This is a genomic window from Massilia orientalis (genome assembly GCF_030411975.2).
Taxonomy (GTDB): Bacteria; Pseudomonadota; Gammaproteobacteria; order Burkholderiales; family Burkholderiaceae_D; genus Telluria; species Telluria orientalis.
Window position 1 is genome coordinate 1 of the sequence record NZ_JASNRB020000003.1, and the last position, 26,937, is coordinate 26,937.

Consider the following 26,937-nt stretch of genomic DNA (forward strand, 5'->3'; position numbering starts at 1 on the left):
GGAGCGGTAGTTCAGTTGGTTAGAATACCGGCCTGTCACGCCGGGGGTCGCGGGTTCGAGCCCCGTCCGCTCCGCCAAGATACTGAAAAAGAGGCGAACCTAGGTTCGCCTTTTTTTTTAAGTTTTTCGATAACGCATTTTCAACCTTGATTGGCTGACCATGTTTGAATTTATCCGTACTCACCAGCGCCTGATGCAGTTCTTCCTGCTGTTGCTGATCGTTCCGTCGTTCGTTCTGGTGGGCGTCAGCAGCTACAACGAACGCGGCAGCAACGATGGTGTGGCGACCGTGGACGGGAAGAAGATCACCCAGCAGGAGTGGGAAGCCGCCCAGCGCCGCCAGCTGGACCAGGCCCGCCAGATGATGGGCGAGCAGTTCGACCAGAAACTGTTCGAGACGCCGGAAGCGAAGCAGGCCGTGCTCGACCAGCTCGTGGCCGAGCGCGCCATCAACGCCGAGATCATCCGCAACCACCTGACGGTGAGCGACGCCGCGCTGCAGAAGGCGATCCTCGGGATCCAGGCATTCCGCAAGGAAGACGGCACGTTCGACATGGACCGTTACAAGGCCGCACTGGCCGCGCAGGGCATGACGCCGGACATGTTCGACCAGCGCATGCGCCACGACCTGGCCGTGCAGCAGCTCGTCGGTTCCGTCCAGCAGACCGCGTTCGCGCCGCGTACCGTCGCCAACCGCCTGTCGGACATCAACGACGAAGAGCGTGAAGTGCAGGAGCAGCTGTTCCCGGCTGCGAACTACGTTGCGCAGGTCAAGGTCACGGATGACATGATCAAGGCCTATTACGACAAGAACGCGGCGCTGTTCCAGGTGCCGGAATCCATCAAGGCCGAGTACGTCGTGTTCGATGCGTCCGCCGTCGAGAAGCAGGTCAACGTGTCCGACGCCGACATCGCCGACGCGTACAACAAGAACAAGGCGCGCTTCACCACGCCGGAAAAGCGTACCGCCAGCCACATCCTGATCAACGTGAAGAAGGGCGCCTCGGCCGCCGAGGACGCCGCCGCGAAGGCCAAGGCGCAGGCTGTCCTGGATGAAGTCCGCAAGAACCCGAACGACTTCGCGAAGATCGCCAAGGCGCAATCGCAGGATCCGGGCTCGGCCGAGCTGGGCGGCGACCTGGGCGTCGTGCAGAAGGGCGTGTTCGTCAAGCCCGTCGAAGACGCGATCTACGGCCTGAAGGAAGGCGAAGTCAGCGGTCTCGTCCGTTCGGAATTCGGCTACCACATCATCAAGATCACGAAGATCGTGCCGGAAACCCAGAAGTCGCTGGAAGAGGCGAAGCCGGAAATCCTTGCCGAGCTGAAGAAGGCGAAGATGTCGGCGAAGTACACGGAACTGGCGGAAACCTTCCGCAACACCGTGTACGAGCAGGCGGACAGCCTGAAGCCGGTCGCCGACAAGCTGGGCCTGACGATCCAGACCGCCGAAGGCCTGACCCGTGCGCCGAACCCGGCCCTGGGCGCGTCGCCGGTCAACAATCCGAAATTCCTGGAAGCGATCTTCGGCAGCGACGCGGTGAAGAACAAGCGCAACACGGACGCCGTCGAAGTGGCGCCGGGTACGCTGGTCGCGGGCCGCGTCGTGGAATTCAAGCCGGCGACCAAGCGTCCGCTGGCCGACGTCGAAGCCGCCATCCGCCAGCGCGTGACGCAGGAAGAAGCGGCCAAGCTGGCACGCCAGGCCGGCGAAGCGAAACTGGCCGCCGCCAAGGCATCGGGCGATACCGCCGGCTTCGGCGAAGCGAAGATCGTGGCGCGCACGAAGCAGCCGACGATCAACGAGACGGCCGCGGTCGCCGTGCTGAAGGCGGACGCGAGCAAGCTGCCGGCCTATGTCGGCGTCGACATCCCGGGCGTGGGCTATGGCGTCTACCGCATCAACAAGGTGAGCCAGCCGGCCCAGCCGGACGTGGCGCGCCGCAAGCAGGAAGCGGAACAGATCGGCCGCGCCGTCGGCAATGCCGAGACCTATGGCTTCGTCGAAGCGCTGAAGCGCAAGGCGAAGGCGAAGATCAACGTCAAGCCTGCCGATCTCGGCGCCAAGTCCGAATAATTCCGGACGCGTCATCGACAGCCCGGCCGCGCGAGCGGACCGGGCTTTTTCTTTGCAGCACCGTTACAATCGCAGTTCGATCGACAACGCAAGGACGACCCCATGACTGTCACCTGGACCGACACGCTCGACAACGTGGACTGGAACGAACTCTCCGATCTGTATCGCAAGGCCCCGCTCGGCGACAAGTCGCCGGAACGCCTGAAGACGGTGTTCGGCAACAGCATGTTCCGCCGTTTCGGCTACGAGGACGGCGTGCTGGTCGCGGCCGGACGTGCGCTGGCCGACGGCCTCGACTGTTCCTATATCTGCGACGTAGCGATCCTGCCCAGCCACCAGGGACGCGGCCTGGGGGACGCGCTGATCGCGCACCTCGTCGAGTGCTCGCGCGGGCACGCGAAGATCATCCTGTATTCGGTACCCGGCAAGGAAGGGTTTTATGCGCGCTACGGCTTCCGGCGCATGACGACGGCGATGGCCGTGTTCCAGGACCAGGACAAGGCCACCGCGCAGGGCTATCTCGCGCAGGAATGAGTCAATACTGCTTGTACGGCAGGAATTTGCCTGACAGGATCACGTTGACCCGGTCGCCTTTCGGATCGGGCGCGCGCACGATGTCCATGTGGAAGTCGATGGCGCTCATGATGCCGTCGCCAAACTCTTCGTGGATCAGTTCCTTGACCGTCGTGCCGTAGACGTTGACGATCTCGTACCAGCGGTAGATCAGCGGATCGGTCGGGACGGCCGTCGGCAGCGAACCCTTGTACGGGACCACCTGCAGCCACTTGCACTCTTCGTCGGTCAGGCCGAAGATGTCGCCGAGGATGGTCGCCTGTTCGGCCGAGGCGGTCATCTGGCCCAGGCACAGCGCGGTCGTCCATTCCTTCGACTGGCCGACCCTGCCGGCCACGTCTTCCCATCTGATGCCTTTGGCTACCTTGGCGCTGACGATTTTCTCGGTGACATCCATGCGGTTCATCGCGTTCCCCTCGTGTGCGGTTCAGGAGAGAGACACGCAGCAAGAGCCGTGCCAGTCCTAGCCGTGCAGATGCCGCGCGGCCGCAATGAAGTCGTCCTTCGAGATGCCCGGCAAGGTCAGCGCCTCGGCCTGCGGGTAGTGCACGAAATTCCGGTCGATCGAGCGCAGGTAGGCGGGGTCGTAGTGCTCGACGAGCAGCTGGTCCACGAGCGCCGGCATCTGCCCCGTATTGGCCATCTGCTGCCACGTTTCGATGCGCGCGCGGCCGTGCAGTTGCACCAGATGGTCCAGCTGCGCATTCAATGCGCCCGGGTCGGCGCAGAAGTGGTGGTAGTCTTCCATCAGCAGCTGCACCCGAAGGGGACGGTCCAGCTGCAGCGAAATGCAGGGCGCGGCGCGCATGCGTTCCATGACGACCTCCGGCACGCGCAGGTTGCCCACCTTCTTGCTCTCCGATTCCACGAACACGGGCCTGGACGGATCGAAGCGGCGCAGCTTGTCCCAGATGCGCGTCTCGAACATCTTCTGGCTCGGCTGCGGCTCGCCCGGCAGGTGGCCGAGGACGGAGCCGCGGTGCGCGGCGAGGCGCTCCAGGTCGAGCACCTGCGCGCCGATGGATTCCAGCGTTTCGAGCAGGCGGCTCTTGCCGCTGCCCGTCGTGCCGCAAATGACCCGGAAATCCAGCGCCGGCGGGTTTTCCAGCGCGGCCGCGACGTAGGCGCGATACGCCTTGTAGCCGCCGTCGAGCTGCACGACGGGCCAGCCGATCTTGGCGAAGATCAGGGCCATCGAGCCGCTGCGGTTGCCGCCGCGCCAGCAGTACACGAGCGGTTTCCAGTCCTTCGGCTTGTCGGCGAACAGCGTCTCGACGTAGCGCGCGATGTTCTGCGCGACGAGGGGGGCGCCGATCTTCTTCGCCTCGAAGGCGCCGACCTGCTTGTACGTGGTGCCGACGAGGACGCGCTGCGCGTCGTCCAGCGTGGGGCAATTGATGGCGCCCGGGATGCGGTCGAGCGCGAACTCGGACTCGCTGCGCGCGTCGATGATGGTGTCGAACTGGTCGAGCATGGGCAGGACGTCGTCGACGCCGAGGACTGCGGGGTATTTCATTATCGTTTGACGAGAGGCGCGAATTGCGGCCAGATGTTGTTGAGGATGGTCGGATGGGCGGTCGCGAGCGGGTGCATGCGGTCGGCCTGGAAGTTTGCCGCGTCTTGCGCGACGCCGTCCAGCATGAACGGCACCAGCGGCACTTTGTATGTACCGGCGAGGTCCTTGTACATGCCGGCGAAGCGTTCGGTGTAGGCGCGGCCGTAGTTGGGCGGCATGCGCATGCCGACGAGCAGGACCTTGGCCTTGTTCTGCTGCGCGAGCTGGATCATCGTGCGCAGGTTGTCCGCGGCGGCCGGCACGCTCAGGCCGCGCAGGCCGTCGTTCGCGCCCAGTTCCAGCACGACGACGTCTGGCTTGTGCTGCTGCAGCAGGACGGGCAGGCGCGTGCGGCCGCCGCTCGTCGTCTCGCCGCTGATGCTGGCGTTGACGATGTGCGCGTCGATCTTCTCGGCCTTCAGGCGCTGTTCCAGCAGGGCGACCCAGCCGGTGCCGCGCGCGAGGCCGTATTCGGCGGACAGGCTGTCGCCCACCACGAGCACGGTTTTTGGGGCAGAATAGGCGCTCCCCGCCGCGGTCATGCCAAGCACCGCGACGGCAGCGATCGTCCATTTCCTGAGTAAAGCAAGCATGCGTGATATTCCCGAGGCGTCAAAAGGCAGTTCAAGTGTGAGCGGAACGGCAAGGCCGGCCATCGAGGTCCGCGGCCTGTCGAAGCGCGTGGCGGATGCCAGCGGCGAGCTCACGATCCTGCACGAGGTGGATTTTACCGTGCAACCGGCCGAGACGCTCGCCCTCGTCGGCGCTTCCGGCTCCGGCAAGTCCACCTTGCTCGGCCTGCTGGCCGGCCTCGATACGCCATCGTCGGGCCAGGTCCTGCTCGACGGTACGGATATCTTCGCCCTTGACGAGGATGGCCGCGCCGCGTTCCGCAAGGCGAAGCTGGGCTTCGTGTTCCAGTCGTTCCAGTTGCTCGGGCACTTGAACGCGCTGGAAAACGTGATGCTGCCGCTGGAACTGCGGGGCGACGCGGACGCGCGCGCGAAGGCCGAGGCGATGCTGGGCCGCGTGGGCCTGTCGAGCCGCCTGCGCCACTATCCGAAGTACCTGTCGGGCGGCGAGCAGCAGCGCGTGGCGCTGGCCCGCGCGTTCGTCACCGAACCGCCGCTGCTGTTCGCCGACGAGCCCACGGGCAGTCTCGATGCCGCCACCGGTGAAGCCGTCATCCAGCTGATGTTCGAACTGAATCGCGAGCGCGGCTCGACCCTCGTCCTCGTCACCCACGACCCCGCCATGGCCGCGCGCTGCGGCCGCACGCTGACGATCGCGGCGGGCCGCCTGGCCGTGTAACGCCCTTCAGGCCAGCGCCGCGTCGGCGACGAGCGCATTCAGCTCGGCGCGGATCGCGCGCGGCAGCTCGCCCGCCGTGAGGCCGATGGGGCCGGCGCCGCCTGCCACGAGCCGGTCGGCCGCCGCGCCGTGCAGCCACGTCGCGGCCAGCGCCGCTTCCCACGCGGGCCAGCCCTGGCCGAGCAAGGTGCCGACGAGCCCCGCCAGCACGTCGCCCGTGCCGCCCGTGGCAAGGCCCGGATTGCCCGTCGTATTCAGCGCCACTTCCCCGTCCGGCCGCGCGATGACGCTGCCCGCGCCTTTCAGCACGACGACGGCATCCAGCCGCTGCGCCAGCTCGCGCGCATTCTCCAGCCGGTCGGCCTGCACGATGGCGGCCGTGACGCCGAGCAGGCGCGCGGCTTCCAGCGGGTGCGGCGTGATGACGACTTCGCCGTCGTGCGCGGTCAGGCGGGCGGTCAGGTCGGGGCTCGCCGCGCACAGGTTCAGCGCGTCCGCATCGACCACGAGCGGCCCGGTGCCGTCGATGACTTTCGACAGCAGGTGCGTGGCGCCGGCGGAATCGCCCATGCCGGGACCGGCGACGACGGTGCGGCCGTCGAACGCGAAGCCGGCCGCGTCGCGGAACATGATCTCCGGCTGCAGCGGATCGAGGCCCGGCCCCGGATCGACGGCGGCCACGAACACGCGGCCCGCGCCCGCATACAGCGCCGCGCGCGCCGCGAGGATGCCGGCACCCGCCATCCCGCGCGCCCCGCCCAGCACGGCGACGTCGCCATAGGTGCCCTTGTGCGAATTATTGCGGCGTGGCGCGAGGCAACCCGCGAACAGGGCGGGGGCGTTTAGGCGCGCGTGCGCGGCTTCCGTGTGCAGGCCATGCGCACCGAGGCGGTTGACGTGCACGCGGCCCGCGTGGTCGCAGCCGTCGCCCGTGTGCAGGCCCGGCTTGTCGCCGAGGAAGGTGATGGTATGCGTGGCGCGCACGGCGACGCCGTCCGGGCCGATGACGCTCCCCGTGTCCGCATCGAGGCCGCTCGGCACGTCCAGCGCGAGAACCGGGCACGCCATGCCGTGCGTCCATTCGACGAGCGCGCGCGCCTGGGCCGCGAGCGGGCGCGCGAGGCCGATGCCGAACAGGCCGTCGACGACCAGGCAGCAGCCGTTGCAGTCCGCGACGTCGGACACGAAGCGCGCCCGGCTGGCCTGGGCGCGCGCGAGGGCGTGCCCGGTCTCGGGCGACGGGGCCGCGCCGGCGAGGTGGACGACGTCCACGTTGGCGCCCAGATTGGCCAGGTTCGCGGCCACTTCCAGCGCATCGCCGCCGTTGTTGCCGGGGCCGGCCAGCACGAGGATGCGGCCCGTCGGCAGGCCGCCCAGCAGTTCGAGCGCGTACGTGGACGCGGCCTCGCCGGCGCGCCGCATGAGCATGCCCGGCGGGAGCTGCGACTGCGCGTCCTGTTCGATGGCGCGGATCTGCGCGACGCTGTAGAGCGGATTGTCCATGGTGGTTCCAGGCTCGTAAAGATTGCGAAAACTGCATTGTCGCCAAAATCGGCGCCGCGCGCGACTACAATAGCCGCTCGATGACTTTCTGGAGACATACGATGGATTGGCAGTTCTGGATCGACCGCGGCGGTACGTTCACGGACATCGTGGCGCGCCGGCCCGACGGCAGCCTCGTCACGCACAAGCTGCTCTCGGAAAATCCTGAACAGTACCGGGACGCGGCCGTGGCAGGCATCCGCCACCTGCTCGGCCTGGCGCCCGGCGCGCCCATCGCCGCCGGACAGGTGGAGGCCGTCAAGATGGGCACGACGGTCGCGACCAATGCGCTGCTGGAGCGCAAGGGCGAGCCCACCGTGCTCGCGATCACGCGGGGTTTCCGTGACGCGTTACGCATCGCCTACCAGAACCGTCCGCGCCTGTTCGACCGGCACATCGTGCTGCCCGAGCTGCTGTACGGCCGCGTGATCGAAGTCGACGAACGCATCGGCGCCCACGGCGACGTCGTCGTGCCGCTCGACGAGGCGGCCGCGCGGCGCGACCTGCAGGCGGCGTACGACGCCGGCATCCGCGCGCTCGCCATCGTGTTCATGCACGGCTATCGCTACCACCAGCACGAGGACGCCGTCGCGCGCATCGCCCGCGCCATCGGTTTTACGCAGGTGTCCGTGTCGCACGCCACGAGTCCCCTGATGAAACTCGTGGCGCGGGGGGACACGACGGTCGTGGATGCGTACCTGTCGCCGATCCTGCGCCGCTACGTGGACCAGGTGGCGTCCGAGCTGCCGGGCGTGAACCTGCAATTCATGCAGTCCAGCGGCGGCCTGGCGGATGCGCGCGCGTTCCAGGGCAAGGACAGCATCCTGTCCGGTCCGGCCGGCGGCATCGTCGGCATGGTGCGCGCGAGCCGCCTGGCCGGCTTCGAGCGCATCATCGGCTTCGACATGGGCGGCACGTCGACCGACGTGTCGCACTATGCGGGTGAATTCGAGCGCGTGTTCGAGACCCAGGTCGCCGGCGTGCGCATGCGCGCGCCCATGATGAGCATCCACACCGTCGCCGCGGGCGGCGGCTCGATCCTGCATTTCGACGGCAGCCGCTACCGCGTGGGACCGGACAGCGCCGGCGCGAATCCCGGTCCCGCGAGCTACCGGCGCGGCGGACCGCTGGCCGTCACGGACTGCAACGTCATGCTCGGCAAGATCCAGCCCCGGCACTTCCCGCACCTGTTCGGCCCCGGCGCCGACCAGCCGCTCGATGCGGATGCCGTGCGCGCGGGCTTCGACGCGATGGCCGCCGACGTCGACCGCGCGACCGGGACGCGGCCGCAGCCCGAAGCCGTCGCCGAGGGCTTCATCCGCATCGCCGTGGGCAATATGGCCAACGCGATCAAGCAGATCTCCGTGCAGCGCGGGCACGACGTCACGGACTACGCGCTCACGAGTTTCGGTGGGGCTGGCGGGCAGCACGCCTGCCTCGTCGCGGACGCGCTGGGCATGAAGACGGTGTTCATCCATTCGCTGGCGGGCGTGCTCTCGGCCTATGGCATGGGTCTCGCGGACCAGAGCGCGATGCGCGAGCGGGCCGTCGAGCGGCGGCTGGACGACGTCGGCCCCGATGCATTGGCGGCCGGGCTGGACGCGCTGGCCGAGGCGGCGCGGGCCGACCTCGCCGCGCAGGGCGTGGCTTCGGAGCGCATCGACGTCCTACGGCGCGTGCACCTGCGCTACGAGGGCACGGATTCCGCCATCGTCGTGCCGGATGGCGACCGCGCCGCGTTGCAGGCGCGATTCGAGCAGGCGTACCGCCGGCGCTTTTCCTTCCTCATGCCGGGCAAGGCGCTCGTCGTGGAAGCCGTGTCGGTGGAAGCGCTGGGGCGTTCCGATGCGCCGCCAGAGCAGCCGGTGGACGCCGTTGCGCGCGGCGGCGCCGCGCCGGCGTTCGAAACGGTAAGGATGTATGCGGACGGCGCGTGGCGCGACACGGGCGTGTACCGCCGCCAGGACATCGCGCCGGGCGACGTCATCGACGGCCCGGCCATCATCGCGGAAGCGAATGCGACGACGATCGTGGAGCCGGGCTGGCGCGCCGAGGTCACGGCGTACAACCACCTCGTGCTGCGCCGCGTGCACCCGCTGCCGCAGCGCCACGCGATCGGCACGACGGTCGATCCGGTGATGCTGGAGATCTTCAACAACCTCTTTATGTCCATCGCCGAGCAGATGGGCCTGCGCCTGCAGAACACGGCCTACTCCGTCAACATCAAGGAGCGCCTGGACTTCAGCTGCGCCATCTTCGACGCGGACGGCAACCTCGTCGCGAACGCGCCGCACATGCCCGTGCACCTCGGGTCGATGGGGGAGAGCATCAAGGCCGTGATGCGCAAGAACGCGGGGACGATGAAGGCGGGCGACGTGTACGTGCTGAACGACCCGTACAACGGCGGCACGCACCTGCCCGACGTGACGGTCATTTCTCCCGTGTTCGACGCGGCGGGCAGGGACATCCTGTTCTACGTGGGCTCGCGCGGCCACCACGCGGACATCGGCGGCACGACGCCGGGCTCGATGCCGCCCGACTCCACGCACATCGAGGAGGAGGGCGTCCTGATCGACAATTTCAAGCTGGTCGACGGCGCGGACGGCGTGCTGCGCGAGGCCGAAACCCGCGCCCTGCTGGCCGGCGCGCGCTGGCCCGCGCGCAATCCGGACCAGAACCTGGCCGACTTGCGGGCCCAGGTGGCGGCGAACCAGAAGGGTGTCGACGAGCTGCGCAAGATGGTCGCCTTATACGGCCTGGACGTCGTGCGCGCCTACATGGGACACGTGCAGGACAATGCCGAGGAAGCCGTGCGGCGCGTGATCACGGCGCTGGCGGACGGGCACTTCGTCAACGAGCTCGATAACGGCGCGCGCATCGAAGTGACGATCCGCGTCGACCGCGCGGCGCGCAGCGCGGAGATCGATTTTACGGGCACGTCCGGCCAGCTGCCGAACAATTTCAATGCGCCGTCCGCCGTCTGCATGGCGGCGGTGCTGTACGTGTTCCGCACGCTGGTCGACGACGAGATCCCGCTGAACGCGGGCTGCCTGAAGCCGCTGAAGGTGATCATCCCGCCGGGCTCCATGCTGAACCCGCACTATCCGGCATCGGTCGTGTCGGGCAATGTGGAGACGTCGACGTGCATCACGAACGCGCTGTACGGCGCGCTCGGCGTGATGGCGGCGGCGCAGGGCACGATGAACAACTTCACGTTCGGGAATGCGCGCTACCAGTATTACGAGACCATCTCCGGCGGCTCCGGCGCGGGGCCGGGCTTCGACGGCACGGACGTCGTGCAGACCAATATGACGAACTCCCGGCTGACGGACCCGGAGATCCTGGAATTCCGTTTCCCCGTCCGCCTGGAGAGTTATGCGATCCGCGCCGGTTCCGGCGGGGCGGGGCGCTGGCACGGCGGGAACGGCGGCGTGCGGCGCATCCGCTTCCTCGAACCGATGACGGCGGCGATCCTGTCCAACAACCGCATCCACGCGCCGTTCGGCATGGCCGGCGGCGCGCCCGGCGCGCGCGGTCGCAATCTCGTGGAGCGGGCCGACGGACGCGTCGAGGAACTGGGGCACATCGGCAAGGCGGAGATGGGGGCCGGCGACGTGTTCGTCATCGAGACGCCGGGCGGCGGCGGGTATGGAGACGCGGCAGGTATGCCATTTTCGAAAACGCCCATATGAAATCGGAATTGTTCTTTGCGTAAGCCGCGGCCCATACTTCGGTCATGACTACGCGACGAACCCTCCTGCTTTCCCTGGCGCTGACCGCGGCGCTGCCTGCCTTTGCCGGCGTCCAGACCATCACGCTCGACGGCCGCCCGCCCGGCACCCGCTTCGACGGCATCGGCGTGGTCGACGGCGGCGGGGCGACGTCGGTGCTGCTGAAGGATTATCCCGAGCCGCAGCGCAGCCAGATCCTCGACCTGATGTACAAGCCGAAGTTCGGCGCCTCGATCAGCGCGCTGATCGTCGAGATTCCGGGCGACGGCAATTCCACGCAGGGCTCCATGCCCAGCCATCGGCATACGCGCGCCGACGTCGACTACGGCCGCGGCTATACGTGGTGGGTGCTGCGCGAGGCGAAGCGGCGCAATCCCGCGCTGACCCTGGACGCCGCCGCGTGGAGCGCCCCGGGCTGGATCGGCGACAGCGGCGGCAGCCACGAATTCTTTTCGCCGGACGGCGCCGACTACTACGTCAGCTGGCTGAAAGGCCTGCGCGACGTGTACGGGCTGGAGCTCGACGCGATCGGCAGCCGCAACGAGAAGGGCGTCAGCTACGATTTCGCGAAGACGCTGCGCGCCCGCCTCGACGCCGGCGGATTCTCCAAGGTGAAGCTGCACAGTTTCGACAACTGGCCCGACGATACGAAGTTCGACTTCGTGAAGGACATGCCGAAGGACGCGGGCCTGCGCGACGCGATCGACATTATCGGCGCCCACATCAACGCGCCGGAATCGGTCGTGCCGAGCTGGGTGCGCGAGGCGGCGGCCGCGCTGGGCAAGCCGATCTGGAATACCGAGCAGCACGTCTACGTGGCCGGCTTCGACGGCGCGCTGGGGATCGTCCAGGCGTTCAACCGCAACTGGATCGACAGCGGCGTGACGAAGATCGTCAACTGGTACGGCATCGCGGGCCTGTACACGCTGGAACCGTATTCGGGCGTGAAGGAGGCGGCGATCCGCGCGAACTGGCCGTGGAGCGGCCACTACGAGGTGAATCCGCAGCTGTGGGCCTATGCGCACTACGGCCAGTTCACGGCGGCCGGGTGGACGTATGTGCCGCAGGGCAGCGGCGCGTTGCAGGACGGCGGCAGCTACGTGACGCTGAAATCGCCGGGCGCGGACTACAGCGTGATCATCGAGACGCGCCAGGCGAAAGCGCCGCAGACGGTGCGCGTGGCGGTCGGCGCCGGCCTGTCGACGGCCGACGTGGCCGTGTGGCGCAGCGACGCGCGGGCGCAGTTCGTGCACGTGGCGGACCTGCATCCGGAGGGCGGCGCGGTGGCGCTGACGGTCGATCCGGACGCGATCTATTCGCTGACGACCACGCGCGGCCAGCAAAAGGGCGGATTCGCCGGCGTGCCCGCGCAACAGGCCTTTCCGTTCCCGTACCGTGCAAACTTCGATGACTACCGGGATGCGCGCGCATGGGGTTATCTGCCGCGCTACTTCGCCGACATCGAAGGCGCGTTCGAGCTGGCGCCGTGCCCCGGCGACCGGCGCACCTGCCTGCGCCAGGGCGTGCCCGTGAGGCCGCATTCGTGGGCGCCGGACTGGAAGCCGTACACGATCCTCGGCGACGACGGCTGGACCGACTACGAGGTCAGCGCGGACGTGAGGGTGGGCCGCGGCGAATCGGCCGCCGTGATGGGCCGTATCAACGACGTGGGCAGCGGCTATGGCGCGATCCCGAAAGGCTATTGGCTGGAACTGGACGGCGCGGGCGAGGTGCGGCTCGTCGTGGTGCGCGGCAAGGTGGACAAGAAGGCGCTCGTCGGCGATGCCGAGCAGCAGGCGCTGATCAAGGCGGCGAACGATGCGGCGGAAGGCGGAGAGAAGGTGCTGGCGTCGGCGCCGCTGGCCGGTGTGGCGGCCGATCGCTGGCATACGTTGAAACTGCAGTTCAGCGGGACGCGCATCCGCGGCTACGTCGACGGCAAGCCGGTGGTGGAGGCGACCGATACCCTGTACGGCAAAGGCATGGCCGGCCTGCTGGCGGGACCGGCGCAGACAAGCCTCGGCATGCCGTACTACCGCGACGTCGTGGTCAACCGCGTCGACGGCGCGCTGCCGCCGCCGACGAAGCCGTTGCCGGGACAGGCGCCGCTGTACGCCCGCAAGCGCTGATCGGCGATCAGGTCGAAATACCGTACTTCCGCTTCGCCGCTTCCATCTCCGCATCCAGCGCCGCGAGCCGCGGATGCGCGGGATCGAGCGCGCGGATGTGTTCCAGCTGTTCTTCCGACAGCGCGGCCAGCGGGTGGTCCCAGCCCATCTCCATGATCTGGCGGAGGACGCCGCCGACGACGGCGATCATCACCTGCAGGTTGTTCGGCGCCATGTGCAGCGCTTCCAGCAGGGTCTGGACGGCGCCGCGCACGTCCCCCATGTTGCGCTTCTCGTCCGCGACGCCCAGCAGGATCTGGGCCTGGGCGCGCAACTGCTTGCCCATGCCGTCCGCGAGGTCGGGCCGGCCCGCGCGCACGAACACGTTCAGCGCCTGCTGCGCGGACAGCGCATCGTCGCCGCCGTTCAGCGCGCCGAGCATCACTTCCGACGCCTCGTCGTCCATGCGGTGCGCGAGGCAGGTCTGCGCGAGGCCCACGCGCATAGTGGGCGACAGCGCGCCGCCCGCGCGCACGGCGTCCACCGCGAGCTTGAGCTCCTTGATGGCCGCCGCGCCGTTGCCGGCCAGGTCGTGCAGCAGCGCCACCGAGATCGCCTTGCACGCATCGGCCGCCGGCGTGCCGCGCAGCGAGCGTTCGAGGTCGCGGATCACGGTCGACGCGCCGGCCGGATCGCCCTTGCCGACGAGCGCCCGGACGAGGTTCACGTGGTCTTCGGGGTTGCGGAATTCGGAATAACGGGAACGCGTCACGACCTGCCGGAACGATTTCTCGGCGCCGTCCGCGTCGCCCGCTTCCAGCGCCACCTCGCCCAGCCGGCGCAGGCGCCGCACGACGTACGGCGAGATGGCGACCGCGTCCTCCAGCGTCTTCTTGGCGAGTGCCGCGTCACCGCGCTCCTGCTGGCAGCGCGCGAGCAGGTCGTAGGCGGCCATCAGGCGCGGGTTCTCGGCCACGATGTGTTCCAGCAGCGGGATCGCTTCGTCCATGCGGCCCTGGGCGGCGATGGCGCGCGCGAGCCCGAGCCGCGCCCAGCCCACCGGCTTTTCGGCCAGCACGTCGCGGTAGACGGTTTCGGCCAGTTCATGCTCCTTCAGCGACACGTGCAGTTCCGCGCGCAGCCGCGCGAAGTCGAGGGCGTAGTGCGGGCGCGTGCGGGCCGATTCGATGGCGGCGTCGATCGCTTCGCGCGGGCGCGCCTGTGCGATCAGCTGGTACACGGGGAGCAGGGCGGCGCGGCGGGCGACGGCCTTCTGGATGCGCTGGTGCAGCGCCTGCGCCGTGAACGGCTTCAGGATGTAGTCCGTGGGCGTGAGCTCGGCCGCGCTGACCACCTTGCCGTACGCGCCTTCCGCCGTCAGCATGATGAAGATGGCCCAGGGCGCGATGAGGCGGTGGTGGCGCAGGTCTTCCAGCAGCTGCTGGCCGTCCTGGCCTTCGGCGTTCGCCGTTCCGCCGCTGAGGTCGTACTCGCACAGGACGATGTCGAAGGACTTGCGGCCGAGCGCCTTGATCGCGGTGCTCGCGTTGACGGCGGACTCGATGCGCGTCACGCCCGCCTGGTTGAGCATGTTCTGCAGGTTCGCCCGCAGGGCCGGGTTCGGGTCGACGATGAGAACGCTCAGTTGCGCATTCAACTGATTGTTGAGCTGCGCGTTCTGCGTCGTGCCGGCTGGGCTGGATGAGCTGTTTTCTGGCATGCGTCTCGGAAACCGTCAGGGTTTTTTCGACACTACGATACCGCTAAGCTGCAAGGTCGGCAACTTTTTGCCTCCGGTGCGGGCCTCATGCCAGACGGGGAAGGGGGCAACGCTGTATAATACCGGGCTTCTTTCACCCGCAGCCACGCTGCATCAACCGACTTCCAAGCCATGTTGATTCTGCCGGGTTCCAACGCCCTCTCTGCCTTCCGTAGCCAACGCCTTCTCACGCAACTGCAAGCCGTCGCTCCGACGATTGCCGACGTGTCGGCGCGCTACTACCACTTCATCGACGCAAGCGCCCCCCTGTCCACGGAGGACGCCGGGCGCTTGACGGCCATGCTCACCTATGGGGAGCCCGTGCCGGAAACGCAGTACGAGGGCGTCACCGAGGAGTTCTTCGTGATCCCGCGCCTGGGCACCATCTCGCCGTGGGCGTCGAAAGCGACCGACATCGCCCACAACTGCGGCATGGCCCACATCCACCGCGTCGAGCGCGGCGTCGCGTTCAAGGTCGTCCTGAAGAGCGGCATCCTCGGCACGGGCTTCGGCGCGCCGAAGAAGCTGGCCGACGACGAGATCCAGGCCGTCGCCGCGCTGCTGCACGACCGCATGACGGAAACGGTGCTGCGCAGTGCCGACCAGGCGCAGGCCCTGTTCACGGAGCTGGAAAGCCGCCCGCTGGACCAGATCGACGTGCTGGGCCGCGGCCGCGACGCCCTCGTCGAAGCGAACGCCACGATGGGTCTCGCCCTGGCCGAGGACGAGATCGACTATTTGTTCGAGGCTTTCGCCCGCGTCCAGCGCAACCCGACGGACGTCGAGCTGATGATGTTCGCGCAGGCGAACTCGGAGCACTGCCGCCACAAGATCTTCAACGCCGAGTGGACCATCGACGGCGCGAAACAGGACAAATCCCTGTTCCAGATGATCAAGAATACGCACCAGCTGCAGCCGAAGGGCACGATCGTCGCGTACAGCGACAACTCGGCGATCATGGAAGGCGCGGAGGCGCTGCGCTTCTATCCGCAGGCCGGCAGCCAGGAATACGCGCCGGTCACGCAGCTGACGCACACGCTGATGAAGGTCGAGACGCACAACCACCCGACCGCGATTTCCCCGTTCCCGGGCGCCTCGACGGGCGCCGGCGGCGAGATCCGCGACGAGGGCGCGACGGGCCGCGGCGCCAAGCCGAAGGCCGGCCTGACCGGCTTCACGGTATCGAACCTGTACCTGCCGGACGCCGTGCAGCCGTGGGAAAACGCGGCCAACGTGAACTCGGCCGACAAGACGGGCGGCGCTACGGTGTACGGCAAGCCGGAACGCATCGCGTCGCCGCTGCAGATCATGGTCGACGGCCCGCTGGGCGGCGCCGCCTTCAACAACGAATTCGGCCGGCCTAACCTCGGCGGCTATTTCCGCGTCTACGAACAGAACGTCGGCCCGACCGCCATCAACGGCAATACCGTGTTCGGCTACCACAAGCCGATCATGATCGCGGGCGGCATCGGCAACATCTCGGACGCACACACGCACAAGAACGACATCCCGGTCGGCAGCCTGCTGCTGCAGCTGGGCGGTCCGGGCATGCGCATCGGCATGGCCGGCGCGGCCGCGTCGTCGATGGCGACGGGCACCAATACGGCCGACCTGGACTTCGACTCGGTCCAGCGCGGCAACCCGGAGATGGAGCGCCGCGCGCAGGAAGTCATCAACAGCTGCTGGCAGCTGGGCGCCGGGAACCCGATCATCTCGATCCACGACGTGGGCGCGGGCGGCATCTCGAACGCCTTCCCGGAAATCACGAACGACGCCAGGCGCGGCGCCACGTTCGACCTGCGCAAGGTGCCGCTGGAAGAAAGCGGCATGTCGCCGAAGGAAATCTGGAGCAACGAATCGCAGGAGCGCTACGTGCTGGCCATCGCGCCGGACGACCTGCCGCGCTTCGCCGCCATCTGCGAACGCGAGCGCTGCCCGTTCGCGGCCGTCGGCGTCGCCACGGAAGAGCGCCAGCTGCGCCTGATCGACCCGATCACGAATACGTCGCCGGTCGACATGCCGATGGACGTCCTGCTCGGCAAGCCGCCGAAGATGCACCGCAACGTCGAGCACGTGAAGGACCAGTTCAAACCCGTGGACGTGACGGGTCTCGATCTCGAAGAAGTCGCGCGCCGCGTGCTGCTGCTGCCGACCGTCGCCGACAAATCGTTCCTGATCACCATCGGCGACAGGACCGTCGGCGGCATGAGCGTGCGCGACCAGATGGTCGGCCCGTGGCAGGTGCCGGTGGCCGACTGCGCCGTCACCACGCTGAGCTTCGAAGGCTACAAGGGCGAAGCGATGGCGATGGGCGAACGTACGCCGGTCGCCGTCATCGACGCGGCCGCGTCGGGCCGCATGGCCGTCGGCGAGGCGATCACGAATATCGCCGCCGCGCCGATCGCCGACATCGCCGCGATCAAGCTGTCCGCGAACTGGATGGCCGCATGCGGCCAGCCGGGCCAGGACGCCGCGCTGTTCGACACCGTGAAAGCCGTCGGCATGGAGCTGTGCCCGGCGCTGGGCGTCTCGATCCCGGTCGGCAAGGACTCCCTGTCGATGCGGACGACGTGGAATGAAGACGGCGAGAACAAGGCCGTCGTCTCGCCGGTGTCGCTGATCGTGTCGAGCTTCGCGCCCGTCACCGACGTGCGCAAGACCCTGACGCCGCAATTGCGCACTGACCTCGGCGACACGTCGCTGATCCTCATCGACCTGGGCCGCGGCAAGAACCGCCTCGGCGCCTCCGCGCTGGCGCAGGTGACGCAGCAGCTGGGCAACGACACGCCGGACGTCGACAATCCGGCCGACCTGAAAGCCTTCTTCGCGGCGATCCAGCAACTGAACAACGACGGCAAGCTGCTCGCCTACCACGACCGTTCGGACGGCGGCCTGTACGCCACGCTGTGCGAGATGGCCTTCGCGGGCCGCGCCGGCGTCTCGGTGAACCTGGACATCCTGACGATGGAAGGCGAGCACGCGTCCGACCACGGCGACGCCAAGAACTGGGCGTCGCAAGTGGGCGAGCGCCGCAACGACCTCACGCTGCGCGCGCTGTTCAGCGAAGAGCTGGGCGCCGTCGTGCAGGTCAAGACCGCCGAGAAATCGGACGTCATGAACGTGCTGCGCGCGTTCGACCTGGGCGCCTGCAGCCACATCATCGGCAAAGTGAACGACCGCGGCGTCGTGGAATTCACGCGCGACACGAAGGTCATCTACAACAAGCGCCGCAGCGAACTGCACCGCCTGTGGAGCGAGACGAGCTGGCGCATCGCGCGCCTGCGCGACAACCCGGCGTGCGCGGACCAGGAATACGAGCGCCTGCTGGACGAGCAGGATCCGGGCTTCACCCCGAAGCTCGTGCATGACACGAACGTGAACATCGCCGCGCCGTTCATTGCGACCGGTGCCCGTCCGACCGTCGCGATCCTGCGCGAGCAGGGCGTCAACTCGCATATCGAGACGGCATGGGCGATGCACCAGGCGGGCTTCGAGGCCGTCGACGTGCACATGAGCGACCTGATCGCCGGCCGCGCGAAGCTGGACGATTTCAAGGGCCTGATCGCCGTCGGCGGTTTCTCGTACGGCGACGTGCTGGGCGCCGGCGAAGGCTGGGCCAAGACGATCCTGTTCAACCCGGAACTGAAGGCGGCGTTCGCGCGATTCTTCGGCCGCGGCGACACGTTCGGCCTGGGCGTCTGCAACGGCTGCCAGATGATGAGCAACCTGAAATCGATCATCCCGGGCGCCGAGGCATGGCCGAAGTTCACCCGCAACAAGTCGGAACAGTTCGAGGCGCGCTTCGGCATGGTCGAGGTGATGGACTCGCCGTCGATCTTCTTCCAGGGTCTCGCGGGCACGCACGCGCCGCTGGCGATCGCGCACGGCGAAGGTTTCGCGGACTTCTCGCAGACCGGCGACATCGCGCAGGTCGTGAAGGCGCTGCGCTACATCGACAACCGCGGCGCCGCCACCGAGGCCTATCCGTTCAACCCGAACGGCTCGCCGGAAGGCCTGACCGCCGTCACGACGCCGGACGGCCGCTTCACCGTGATGATGCCGCACGCCGAGCGCGTGGCGCGTACCGTCACGATGTCGTGGCATCCGGACGGCTGGGGCGAGGACTCGCCGTGGGCGCGCATGTTCCAGAATGCGCGGAAGTGGGTGGGCTGATCGCGGTCGGTTCCATGAAAAAAGCGCTGCCTCGGCAGCGCTTTTTCATTCCGGCCGCTGTCGGTAGATCCCGGGCCGGTTGATGTGCCAGAAGAGCTTCGGATTGTCGGGTGTCGTGAACCCGAGCTTCTCGTACAGCCAGGGCGCGCTCGTCGTCGCCAGCAGCAGCCGGCGGTAGCGGTCGACGCCGGGATACGCCAGCATGCATTCGACGAGCCACCGCCCCAGTCCCTTGCCGCGATACGCCTCGATGACGAACACGTCCGCCACGTAGGCAAACGTCGCATGGTCGGTGATGAAACGGGCGTAGCCGATCTGCCGGCCGTCGTCGTACAGGCCGAAGTTGAGGCTGTGCGCGATGGCGTTGCGTACCGTCGCCGCGTCGATGCCCGCGGCCCAGGTGGTCCGGGTGAGGTTCTGGTGAATGACGTCGAGCTGCAGGAGGCTGTCGTCGGTCGAGACCAGGTAGTTGTCTTTCGTCCAGTTCAGCATCGGCGTACGCTCCGCGTCAGGCCGCCAGCCATGCGGCCAGCGCCAGCGCGGCCGGCACGGTCTGGACGAAGAGGATGCGGCGCGACACCGTCGCCGCACCCCAGGCGCCCGCGACGGCCACGCACACGAGCCCGAACACGGCAAATGCGCGCCCGATCGCCGGATTCGGGTGCAGCAGTCCCACCGCCAGGCTCGCCACCAGGAAGCCGTTGTAGCAACCCTGGTTCGACATCAGCGGCGCGAGCGCGTCCACCCTGTCTTCCTTGATGCCGAACACCTTCCTGCCGCGCGTGCGGAACAGGACGGTCTCGATCAGCACGATGTAGACGTGGATGGCGATGACGATGGCGGTGAGGAGGGTGGCGATGAGCAGCATGCGTGTTCGGCAAGATGGTAATGCAAGTACTCTACCGCATCCGGAAGCGCTTGGGTTTCCAAATTGCATCTGCTCACTGTACGCGCCCCACCTGCGCGAACTTCGCAACCATGTCGGCGAACGTAAGCCGGGTATCGATCGTCTGGTACACGCGCATGGGCCGGCCATTGGGATTCGCGACGTACCGCCCGTCGTCCGCCAGGCGCGGTGTCGGGCGCACGACGTAGGCGCTCGACGCGCTGTCCGGTTCGAACGACGACTGCAACGCGGTGAGGGTCACGAGCGGGCTGTCGCCAAGGATGTAGGTTTCGCCCAGGCCGTCCTTCATGAGGGCGGTAACACGTTCCAGCTGCCGGATCAGGAACCTCCCGAGCTTGCCCGCGTCGCGCAAGCCGGCGCCGAGTTCCGCGTGACTGACGATGAGCTGGCGGTACACGTTGCGCGGCACCTGCCAGATCTCGACATCGCTATGATTGAACACCCACTGGGCGGCCACCGTATCGATGGTGAGGTTGTATTCCGCGTCGTGGCGTGGCGGAACGCCCGGTAGCAGGTCGCCGTGCTCCATCCCGCCGATCCACACGAGCTTCAGGTTGCGGCTTATCCGCGGTGCCAGCATCAACGCCGTCGCGAGGTCTGTCAGGCCGGCGCCGGCGGCATAATAGAGCGGCAACTTCGTATCCGTACGCGTCGCTTCGGCGATGATGCCGCGGGCCACCTCGGTCATGTCCGGCAGCTCACCGTTCGACAACGCCGTGCCACGGCCCGCGATGACGGGCGGTTGTCCGGGCAGGCGCATCGTCGCATACAGCTCGCGCACCTTGGCAACGGCGTTCTCCGGTTGTCGCGTCGAGCCGTCGAGAAAGTCGCCCGTGTGGATGTGGGAACCGATCACGAAGGGAATCTCGACCGATGGCGAGGCCAGGTGGTGCGCCAGCTGGAACAGGCCGTCGGGATCGCCCGAGAAATCGTTGTCGACAATCACGCGCTGCCGCGGCGAGGCGGTAAGCGCATGGGTCGACCGGGCCGCGCCGAGCGCCGCAGCCGCAAGGCCGGCGCGCAGGATGGCCCGGCGCTGAAGGGATGGCGCGGCGGTGTCACGCATGGTGCGGTTGCCGTGGCGGTCAGCGCATCAGCTTGTCGAGCTCCGGCTGCATCGCGCGCTGCCAGATCTTGTAGCCTTCGGCATTCGGATGCAGCAGGTCCGGCATGATGTCCTTCGACAGCGTGCCGTCCGGCGCCAGGAACGCCTTGTTCATGTTCAGGAAGAACACGTGCTGGTTGTCGGCCAGCTTCGGCAGCATCGCGTTGACCTTCTCGTTGTTCATCCGTTGTCCGTCGTCCGGTTTCTCGCCGCGCGGGAAGATCGCCAGGAGCAGGAGCTTCGTCTTCGGCAGGCGCTTGCGGATCTCCGCGACGTCGCGCTTGATGCCGGCGAAGATCAGTTCCGGCGCCTCGGCGCGGTGGCCCGTATTGTTGGTGCCGATCATCAGCACGGTGACCTTCGGATCGATGCCGTCGAGCTCGCCATGCTGGAGGCGCCACAGGACGTTTTCCGTGCGGTCGCCGCCATAGCCCAGGTCCAGCGGATTGTACTTGCCGTAGAACGCTTTGAAGAGCTCCGGCTGCTCTTTTTCCCAATGGTGCGTGATGGAGTCGCCGATGAAGACGAGGTCCGTGCGCTCGCCGGCGGCCTTGCGGCGCGCAATCTCGGCCAGTTTCTCTTCATGGCGCGGCATCCACCAGTCGATGGACCACGACTCGTTCAGCGGCTCCGGCGTCACGCTGGCCGTGCGGTAGTCGGGGCAAGTCTGGTTCGGCTTGCCGGCCGGGTCGATGCGGATATTGGCGATCTCGACGTCGCCGGCGCCCGTGCCGTCCAGCGCGAACGGTTTCGTCACCGCGCTGAAGTCGTCGCCTTTGTGATGGAAGCACGACAGCGCGTAGCTCAGGTGCTGCCAGCCCTTGCCCTGGGCGGCGCGCGCGGGGATCACGTTGCCGACCTTGCGCTCGCAGTTGTTGCCGCAGTCCATACGGACGCTCAGGCCGCCCTTCGCCAGCTCGTTCACCTTCAGGTCGAACGAGACCGTGCCCTTGGCCAGGTAGGGGCGCAAGTCGAGCGGTGCGCTCTCCACGCGCACGGTCGAGAACCACGCGTCCTTCCACGTCAGGCCGAGCGCGTCGCCGGCCGCATCCTTGCTGGTGCGGCGGGCTTCGACGACGGCGTTCTTCAGCTTCGGATCGTCGTCCATGCGGCCGGCGTCGCCGTCCAGCGGCTTTTGCACGTCGAAGTCGCCGAACATGACTTTGGCGCCGGCGAGCGGCTGGCCGACGTAGAGGGGCAGGGAGGCGGCTGCCGTCGCCGCGCTGGCGGCCAGGGCGGACAGGATCAGTACGGCGGAATGAGAAAGTTTCATGGGCGTCTCTCGTTTTGTTGTTTGGTCGAACAAATTGGTCAAAAAAAAGCGCCCACGAGGAGCGCTTTGTTCAGGTGTGACCTGATTACTGGATCTTGGCCTTCTTCATCAGCTCTTCACGGAACGCGGCCAGCTTGCGCTGCTGCAGCGATTCCGCGACCTGCTGCTTGACTTCTTCCAGCGGCGGGATCTTGGCGGCGCGGACGTCTTCCAGCTTGATCACGTGGTAGCCGTATTGGGTCTTGACCGGGGTCTCGGTGATCTGGCCTTTGTTCAGCGAGGTCATGGCTTTCGAGAACTCAGGCACGAACGAGGCCGGGCTTGCCCAGTCCAGGTCGCCGCCGTTCGCTGCCGAGCCCGGGTCTTTCGACTGCTTGGCCAGGTCTTCGAACTTGGCGCCGCCTTTCAGCTTGGCGATGATCTGCTTGGCTTCGTCTTCCGTGCCGACCAGGATGTGACGGGCGTGGTATTCCTTGTCGCCCATCTGCGCCTTGTACTTGTCGTACTCGGCCTTGATGTCGGCGTCCTTGACCGGGTTCTTCTTGATGTAGTCGGCCAGCATCGCATTGATGATGATGCTCTGGCGGGCGTTGTCGATTGCGTTCTTGACGTCCGGACGGGTGCCGACGCCTTGCTTGTCGGCTTCCTGGATCAGGACTTCGCGGCCGATCAGGTCCTTCTTGATTGCCTCGCGCAGTTGCGGGGAATCGGTTGCCTTGCCCTGGGCGACGACCTGCTTGACCACCTGGTCAACCTTGGCCGCGGGGATGGGCTTGCCATTGACGGTCGCAACGTTCTGCGCGAACGACGGCAGGGCTACCATCGCGGTCATGGCTAACAACAGGCGGGCTGGCTTCACAATCATTTATTCGATCCTATCTAAAACCGGTGGTGGTGATCCGGTGGTCAACACGAAATGTCGCCGTGGCGACGAAAACCGGCGGGCGAAGCCGCCGGCGCTGCAATGTTACTGTACCTTTGCCTTCTTGACCATTTCCTCTTGATACGCGGCCAGCTTTTGCTGGGTCAGCGCTTCGGAGATCTGCGGCTTGACTTCGTCCAGCGTCGGCAGCTTGGCCGGACGGACGTCGTCCAGCTTGATCACGTGGTAGCCCACCTGGGTCTTGACCGGGGTGTCGGTGATCGCGCCTTTCTGCAGGTTGGTGAAGCCCGCTGCGAATTCCGGCGGGAACGACGACGGGCTGGCCCAATCCAGGTCGCCGCCGTTGTTGGCGGTGCCGGTGTCTTTCGATCCCTTGGCCAGGTCTTCGAACTTGGCGCCGCCTTTCAGCTTGGCGATGGCTGCCTTCGCTTCGTCTTCGGTTGCGAACAGGATATGACGCACGTGGTATTCCTTGTCGCCGGTCTGCTTCGCGAAGCGGTCGTACTCGGCCTTCACTTCGGCGTCGGACACCGGGTGCTTCGTGATGTAGTCGCGCGCGAGGGCGTTGATCACGATGGTCTGGCGGGCGTTCTCCAATGCCGCCTTGACTTCAGGATTCTTGTCGTAGCCTTGCTTGATCGCTTCCTGCATCATCACTTCGCGCGAGATCAGATCCTTCTTGATCGCGTCACGCAGTTGCGGGCTGTCGGTGCCCTGGCCTTGCGCCACGACCTGCTTGACGATCGCGTCGGCGCGCGACGACGGAATGGCTTTGCCGTTCACCACGGCGAGGTTCTGTGCAAACGAAGGCGAGTACGCAAACGATGCGGCGATAGCGATCAGGGCTAACAGCAGCCGTGCTGGCTTAAAAGTCATTTTGTTTCCTGTGAGGGGGGTTGCTTGGACGAAGATTTGATTAGTTTTTGTAGTGCGTAGCGGATTCTGGATCGACTTACTTACATCTCACTTAAGACTTCCGAAAAACACGCGTCACGACTGCTCCGAAGGCGCGACGGCGGTAATCGCCAGGGCATGTATGTCGGTGTGCATCATACCTTGCACGGCATCATATACCAGTCGATGTCGCATGACCAGTCTCAGTCCCTCGAAGCGTTCGGAAACGATTTTCACTCGGTAATGCCCCCCGCCGGAGGCCGCGCCGGGGTGCCCTGCGTGCAGGTGCGAATCGTCGCCGACCTCCAGTACGGACGGGCTCAATGCGGCATCGAGCGACTGCCGGATGCGTTCCACGCGGTCATCCATCATGCGTCTCCCTTGCCCTGCGGCTGTTCGTGTTCTTCGATGTACTTCGACAGCATCAGGGTCTGGATGACGATGAACGCGAAGAAGATGCCCGTGATGCCGAACAGCTTGAAGTTCACCCACGCGCCCGTGTTGCCCTTGAAGACGATGAAGGCCATCACCAGGTTCAGCACGCCGATGGCGGCGAAGAACCCCATCCATGCATAGCCGACCTTGGTCCAGACGGCGTCCGGCAGGCGGATCTGCGCCTCCATCACCTTGCGCATCAGGTTGTTGCGGAAGCCGACCTGCGCGACGAACAGCGCCAGCGCGAAGGCCCAGTACAGGATCGTCGGCTTCCACTTGATGAAGTCCGGATCGTGGAAATAAATGGTCGCGCCGCCCGTCACGACGATGACGCCGAGCGACAACCACAGCATGCCATCCACCTTGCGGCCGCGCGCCAGCAGGTACAGGATCTGCAGGATGGTCGCGATGATGCCGACCGCGGAGGCGAGGATGATCGGCGACTGGTCGGGCGTGACGCTGCCGCCGGAGATCAGGGCGCCCATGTACTGCTGGACGAGCGCATGCGCCGCGTCCTGGTGGCCATCCGCGACTTTATAGACGAGGAAGAAGAGGATGACCGGGAACAGGTCGAACAGGAATTTCATCGGTACGTTGCCCCTGGTTCAGATCGGCTCGAAGCGGAGCGCGGCCGAGTTGATGCAATAGCGCAGGCCGGTCGGCGGCGGGCCGTCCGGGAATACGTGGCCCAGGTGGGCATCGCAGACGGCGCAGATGATTTCCGTGCGCACCATGCCATGAGTCCTGTCGACCTTCTCGATCACGTTGTCCGGATCGAGGGCCTTGAAATAGCTGGGCCAGCCGCAGCCGGATTCGAATTTCGCGTCCGATTCGAACAGCGGCGTGTCGCAGCACACGCAGTGGTAGATGCCGTGCTCATGGTGGTCCCAGTACTTGCCCGTGAACGCGCGCTCGGTCGCCGCGTGGCGGGTGACCTGGTATTCCATCGGGTCCAGCTGGGCGCGCCATTCGGCGTCGGTTTTCGTCACTTTGTCGGTCATGATCCCTCGTTTTTCATCGTTTCAGGAAGAGCAGCTCACCTCGAGGTGCGATGCCCAGTCCGGCGGCAGTGCCGCGTAGGCGTCGTTCCCGGGCTGTTCGTCGAACGGACGCTCGAGCACACCGAGCAGCCTGCGCACTTCGTCAAAGTCGCCATTCTGCGCCTTTTCGATGGCCACCTGGGCCAGGTAGTTGCGCAGTACGTATTTGGGGTTGACGGCGTGCATCGCAAGCCGCCGCTCGGCGTCGACACTGTCCTCCTGGCGCAGCCGCGCGCGGTACCCGGCGGCCCACGCGTCGAAGGCGGGGCGGTCGAGGAACAAGTCGCGCAGCGGCGCGTCCGCTTCCGGTTCGTCCAGCCGCAGGTCGCCCAGGCGGCGGAAGAACAGTGTGAAGTCGACGTGGTTCGCCTGCATGAGCTTGAACATGTCGTCGGCCAGCGCGCGGTCGTTCTCTTGCGTCGACTTGAGCCCGAGCTTGGCGTGCAGCAGTTGATCGAACTTTTCGCCGTAGGCGTCGACGTACACGTCCAGGGCGGCCTGCGCCGCTTCCTGGTCCTCGATCAGCGGCAGCAGCGCGTTCGCCAGCGCATAGCAGTTCCAGTGGCCGACGGGCACCTGGTTCGCGTACGAATAGCGCCCGCCCTGGTCCGTGTGGTTGCAGATGTGGTCGACGTCGAACGCTTCCATGAAGCCGAACGGGCCGTAGTCCAGCGTGAGCCCCAGGATCGACATATTGTCCGTGTTCATCACGCCATGCATGAAGCCGACGGATTGCCAGTGCGCGATCATCCGCGCCGTGCGGCGCGTGACTTCCTCGAGCAGGGCGAGATAGGGATTGGGGGCGCCGGCCAGGTCTGGATAGAACGTCTTGATGACGTAGTCGGCCAGGGTGCGCAGTTCTTCCGGCTTGTCGCGGTAGCGCCAGTGCTCGAAGGAACCGAAGCGCACGAACGACGGCGCCATGCGGGTGACGACGGCGGCCGTCTCCATCGTTTCGCGGATCACGCTCTTGTTCGAACCCGTCACCATCAGCGCGCGGGTCGTCGGAATGCCGAGGGCGGCCATCGCCTCCGAGCACAGGAATTCGCGGATCGACGAGCGCAGCACGGCGCGCCCGTCGCCCATGCGCGAGTACGGCGTCATGCCCGCGCCCTTCAGCTGGAGTTCCATGCGGCCCTCGGGACCGTCGATGTCGCCCAGCAGGATTGCGCGGCCGTCGCCCAGCTGGCCGGCCCAGTGGCCGAACTGGTGGCCGGAATAGACGGCGGCCAGCGGCTGCGAGCGGGGCGGGACGTGGTTGCCCGTGAAGACGGCGACGATATCCTCGTGCGCGAGGTCGGCGGCGTCGAGCCCGACAAGCCGCGCAGCCGGCGCGCTGGCCGCGACGAAGTAGGGCGCGGGCAGGGGCGTCGGCATCAGGCGCGTATAAAACGCGGGCGGCAGTTCGACAAAGGCATTGTCGAATGGCAGATCGTCGGCGGTGCGGGTGCTGATAACGCTTCCTCGGGTTGATTGGTTCTTCGTGCGCGGATTTTACCGCACACGCGCGGATTCTATGGGCGCAAGACGTGCGCGGCCTATCCGGGTTACATTCCGTAACCGTTTGGTAATGT

21 protein-coding genes and 1 tRNA gene are annotated in these 26,937 nt (G+C 66.8%); 7 read left to right on the forward strand and 15 right to left on the reverse strand.

Annotated elements, in window-relative coordinates; translation table 11 throughout:
* The 3 genes from QPK29_RS04310 to QPK29_RS04320 all read left to right on the forward strand — a co-directional run bounded on the left by QPK29_RS04310 (window position 1) and on the right by QPK29_RS04320 (window position 2,608).
* A tRNA-Asp gene (locus QPK29_RS04310) sits at window positions 1-77 on the forward strand.
* Window positions 78-160: 83 nt separating this feature from the next.
* The gene (locus QPK29_RS04315) at window positions 161-2,074 is read left to right on the forward strand and encodes a SurA N-terminal domain-containing protein (RefSeq protein ID WP_371771722.1); all 1,914 of its coding nucleotides are present in this window, start codon (window positions 161-163) and stop codon (window positions 2,072-2,074) included.
* Window positions 2,075-2,176: 102 nt separating this feature from the next.
* Window positions 2,177-2,608, forward strand: coding sequence for a GNAT family N-acetyltransferase (locus tag QPK29_RS04320; protein ID WP_371771723.1), 432 nt, complete (start codon window positions 2,177-2,179; stop codon window positions 2,606-2,608).
* A gap of 1 nt (window position 2,609) precedes the next feature.
* On the opposite strand, the gene cynS is transcribed toward QPK29_RS04320, so the two are convergent.
* Genes cynS through QPK29_RS04335 form a run of 3 tightly spaced genes read right to left on the reverse strand, consistent with a single transcriptional unit; the run spans window position 2,610 to window position 4,795 of the window.
* Window positions 2,610-3,053 carry a cyanase gene (gene cynS / locus QPK29_RS04325; RefSeq protein WP_160410874.1) on the reverse strand — a complete coding sequence of 148 codons (444 nt, stop codon included), beginning with the start codon at window positions 3,051-3,053 and terminating at the stop codon, window positions 2,610-2,612.
* A gap of 57 nt (window positions 3,054-3,110) precedes the next feature.
* Window positions 3,111-4,163 carry a tRNA 2-selenouridine(34) synthase MnmH gene (gene mnmH, locus QPK29_RS04330; protein ID WP_371771724.1) on the reverse strand — a complete coding sequence of 351 codons (1,053 nt, stop codon included), beginning with the start codon at window positions 4,161-4,163 and terminating at the stop codon, window positions 3,111-3,113.
* Complete coding sequence (locus tag QPK29_RS04335; protein ID WP_056129420.1) at window positions 4,163-4,795, reverse strand: arylesterase; 633 nt, start codon at window positions 4,793-4,795, stop codon at window positions 4,163-4,165. Before QPK29_RS04335 ends, mnmH begins: the two co-directional genes overlap by 1 nt.
* Here QPK29_RS04335 and QPK29_RS04340 point away from each other — a divergent pair.
* The gene (locus tag QPK29_RS04340; RefSeq protein ID WP_371771725.1) at window positions 4,794-5,513 is read left to right on the forward strand and encodes an ABC transporter ATP-binding protein; all 720 of its coding nucleotides are present in this window, start codon (window positions 4,794-4,796) and stop codon (window positions 5,511-5,513) included. The genes QPK29_RS04335 and QPK29_RS04340 overlap by 2 nt on opposite strands.
* A 6-nt stretch (window positions 5,514-5,519) precedes the next feature.
* Here the strand turns inward: QPK29_RS04340 and QPK29_RS04345 are convergent, their stop codons facing one another.
* Window positions 5,520-7,016 carry an NAD(P)H-hydrate dehydratase gene (locus tag QPK29_RS04345; RefSeq protein WP_371771726.1) on the reverse strand — a complete coding sequence of 499 codons (1,497 nt, stop codon included), beginning with the start codon at window positions 7,014-7,016 and terminating at the stop codon, window positions 5,520-5,522.
* A 101-nt stretch (window positions 7,017-7,117) separates the two neighbouring features.
* Here QPK29_RS04345 and QPK29_RS04350 point away from each other — a divergent pair, with 101 nt between their 5' ends.
* Both QPK29_RS04350 and QPK29_RS04355 read left to right on the forward strand, forming a co-directional pair.
* Complete coding sequence (locus tag QPK29_RS04350) at window positions 7,118-10,747, forward strand: hydantoinase B/oxoprolinase family protein (RefSeq protein ID WP_371771727.1); 3,630 nt, start codon at window positions 7,118-7,120, stop codon at window positions 10,745-10,747.
* A gap of 44 nt (window positions 10,748-10,791) precedes the next feature.
* Complete coding sequence (locus QPK29_RS04355; protein WP_371771728.1) at window positions 10,792-12,915, forward strand: galactocerebrosidase; 2,124 nt, start codon at window positions 10,792-10,794, stop codon at window positions 12,913-12,915.
* A gap of 7 nt (window positions 12,916-12,922) precedes the next feature.
* On the opposite strand, the gene QPK29_RS04360 is transcribed toward QPK29_RS04355, so the two are convergent.
* On the reverse strand, window positions 12,923-14,614 hold the full coding sequence (locus QPK29_RS04360; protein ID WP_371771729.1) for a response regulator: 1,692 nt from the start codon (window positions 14,612-14,614) through the stop codon (window positions 12,923-12,925).
* A 171-nt stretch (window positions 14,615-14,785) separates the two neighbouring features.
* Between QPK29_RS04360 and purL the strand changes: the two genes are divergently transcribed.
* Complete coding sequence (gene purL, locus QPK29_RS04365) at window positions 14,786-18,826, forward strand: phosphoribosylformylglycinamidine synthase (RefSeq protein WP_371771730.1); 4,041 nt, start codon at window positions 14,786-14,788, stop codon at window positions 18,824-18,826.
* Window positions 18,827-18,871: 45 nt separating this feature from the next.
* Here the strand turns inward: purL and QPK29_RS04370 are convergent, their stop codons facing one another.
* From QPK29_RS04370 to QPK29_RS04415, 10 genes are all read right to left on the reverse strand, one after another.
* The gene (locus tag QPK29_RS04370; protein ID WP_371771731.1) at window positions 18,872-19,318 is read right to left on the reverse strand and encodes a GNAT family N-acetyltransferase; all 447 of its coding nucleotides are present in this window, start codon (window positions 19,316-19,318) and stop codon (window positions 18,872-18,874) included.
* Between the two features lie 16 nt (window positions 19,319-19,334).
* On the reverse strand, window positions 19,335-19,694 hold the full coding sequence (locus QPK29_RS04375; RefSeq protein WP_371771732.1) for a DUF1304 domain-containing protein: 360 nt from the start codon (window positions 19,692-19,694) through the stop codon (window positions 19,335-19,337).
* 73 nt (window positions 19,695-19,767) lie between these two features.
* Complete coding sequence (locus QPK29_RS04380) at window positions 19,768-20,799, reverse strand: nucleoside hydrolase (protein ID WP_371771733.1); 1,032 nt, start codon at window positions 20,797-20,799, stop codon at window positions 19,768-19,770.
* Window positions 20,800-20,818: 19 nt separating this feature from the next.
* Entirely contained in the window at window positions 20,819-22,111 is a 1,293-nt protein-coding gene (locus QPK29_RS04385) for a putative glycoside hydrolase (protein WP_371771734.1), read from the reverse strand.
* A gap of 85 nt (window positions 22,112-22,196) precedes the next feature.
* Complete coding sequence (locus QPK29_RS04390) at window positions 22,197-22,976, reverse strand: peptidylprolyl isomerase (RefSeq protein WP_056129624.1); 780 nt, start codon at window positions 22,974-22,976, stop codon at window positions 22,197-22,199.
* A 102-nt stretch (window positions 22,977-23,078) separates the two neighbouring features.
* Entirely contained in the window at window positions 23,079-23,870 is a 792-nt protein-coding gene (locus QPK29_RS04395) for a peptidylprolyl isomerase (protein WP_056129627.1), read from the reverse strand.
* Between the two features lie 114 nt (window positions 23,871-23,984).
* Window positions 23,985-24,260 carry a BolA family protein gene (locus QPK29_RS04400; protein WP_036229424.1) on the reverse strand — a complete coding sequence of 92 codons (276 nt, stop codon included), beginning with the start codon at window positions 24,258-24,260 and terminating at the stop codon, window positions 23,985-23,987.
* Window positions 24,257-24,910, reverse strand: coding sequence for a septation protein A (locus QPK29_RS04405; RefSeq protein WP_371771735.1), 654 nt, complete (start codon window positions 24,908-24,910; stop codon window positions 24,257-24,259). Before QPK29_RS04405 ends, QPK29_RS04400 begins: the two co-directional genes overlap by 4 nt.
* An 18-nt stretch (window positions 24,911-24,928) precedes the next feature.
* Complete coding sequence (gene msrB / locus QPK29_RS04410) at window positions 24,929-25,324, reverse strand: peptide-methionine (R)-S-oxide reductase MsrB (RefSeq protein ID WP_371771736.1); 396 nt, start codon at window positions 25,322-25,324, stop codon at window positions 24,929-24,931.
* Window positions 25,325-25,345: 21 nt separating this feature from the next.
* Window positions 25,346-26,818 carry a protein adenylyltransferase SelO gene (locus QPK29_RS04415; protein ID WP_449819857.1) on the reverse strand — a complete coding sequence of 491 codons (1,473 nt, stop codon included), beginning with the start codon at window positions 26,816-26,818 and terminating at the stop codon, window positions 25,346-25,348.
* Window positions 26,819-26,937 lie beyond the last annotated feature (119 nt).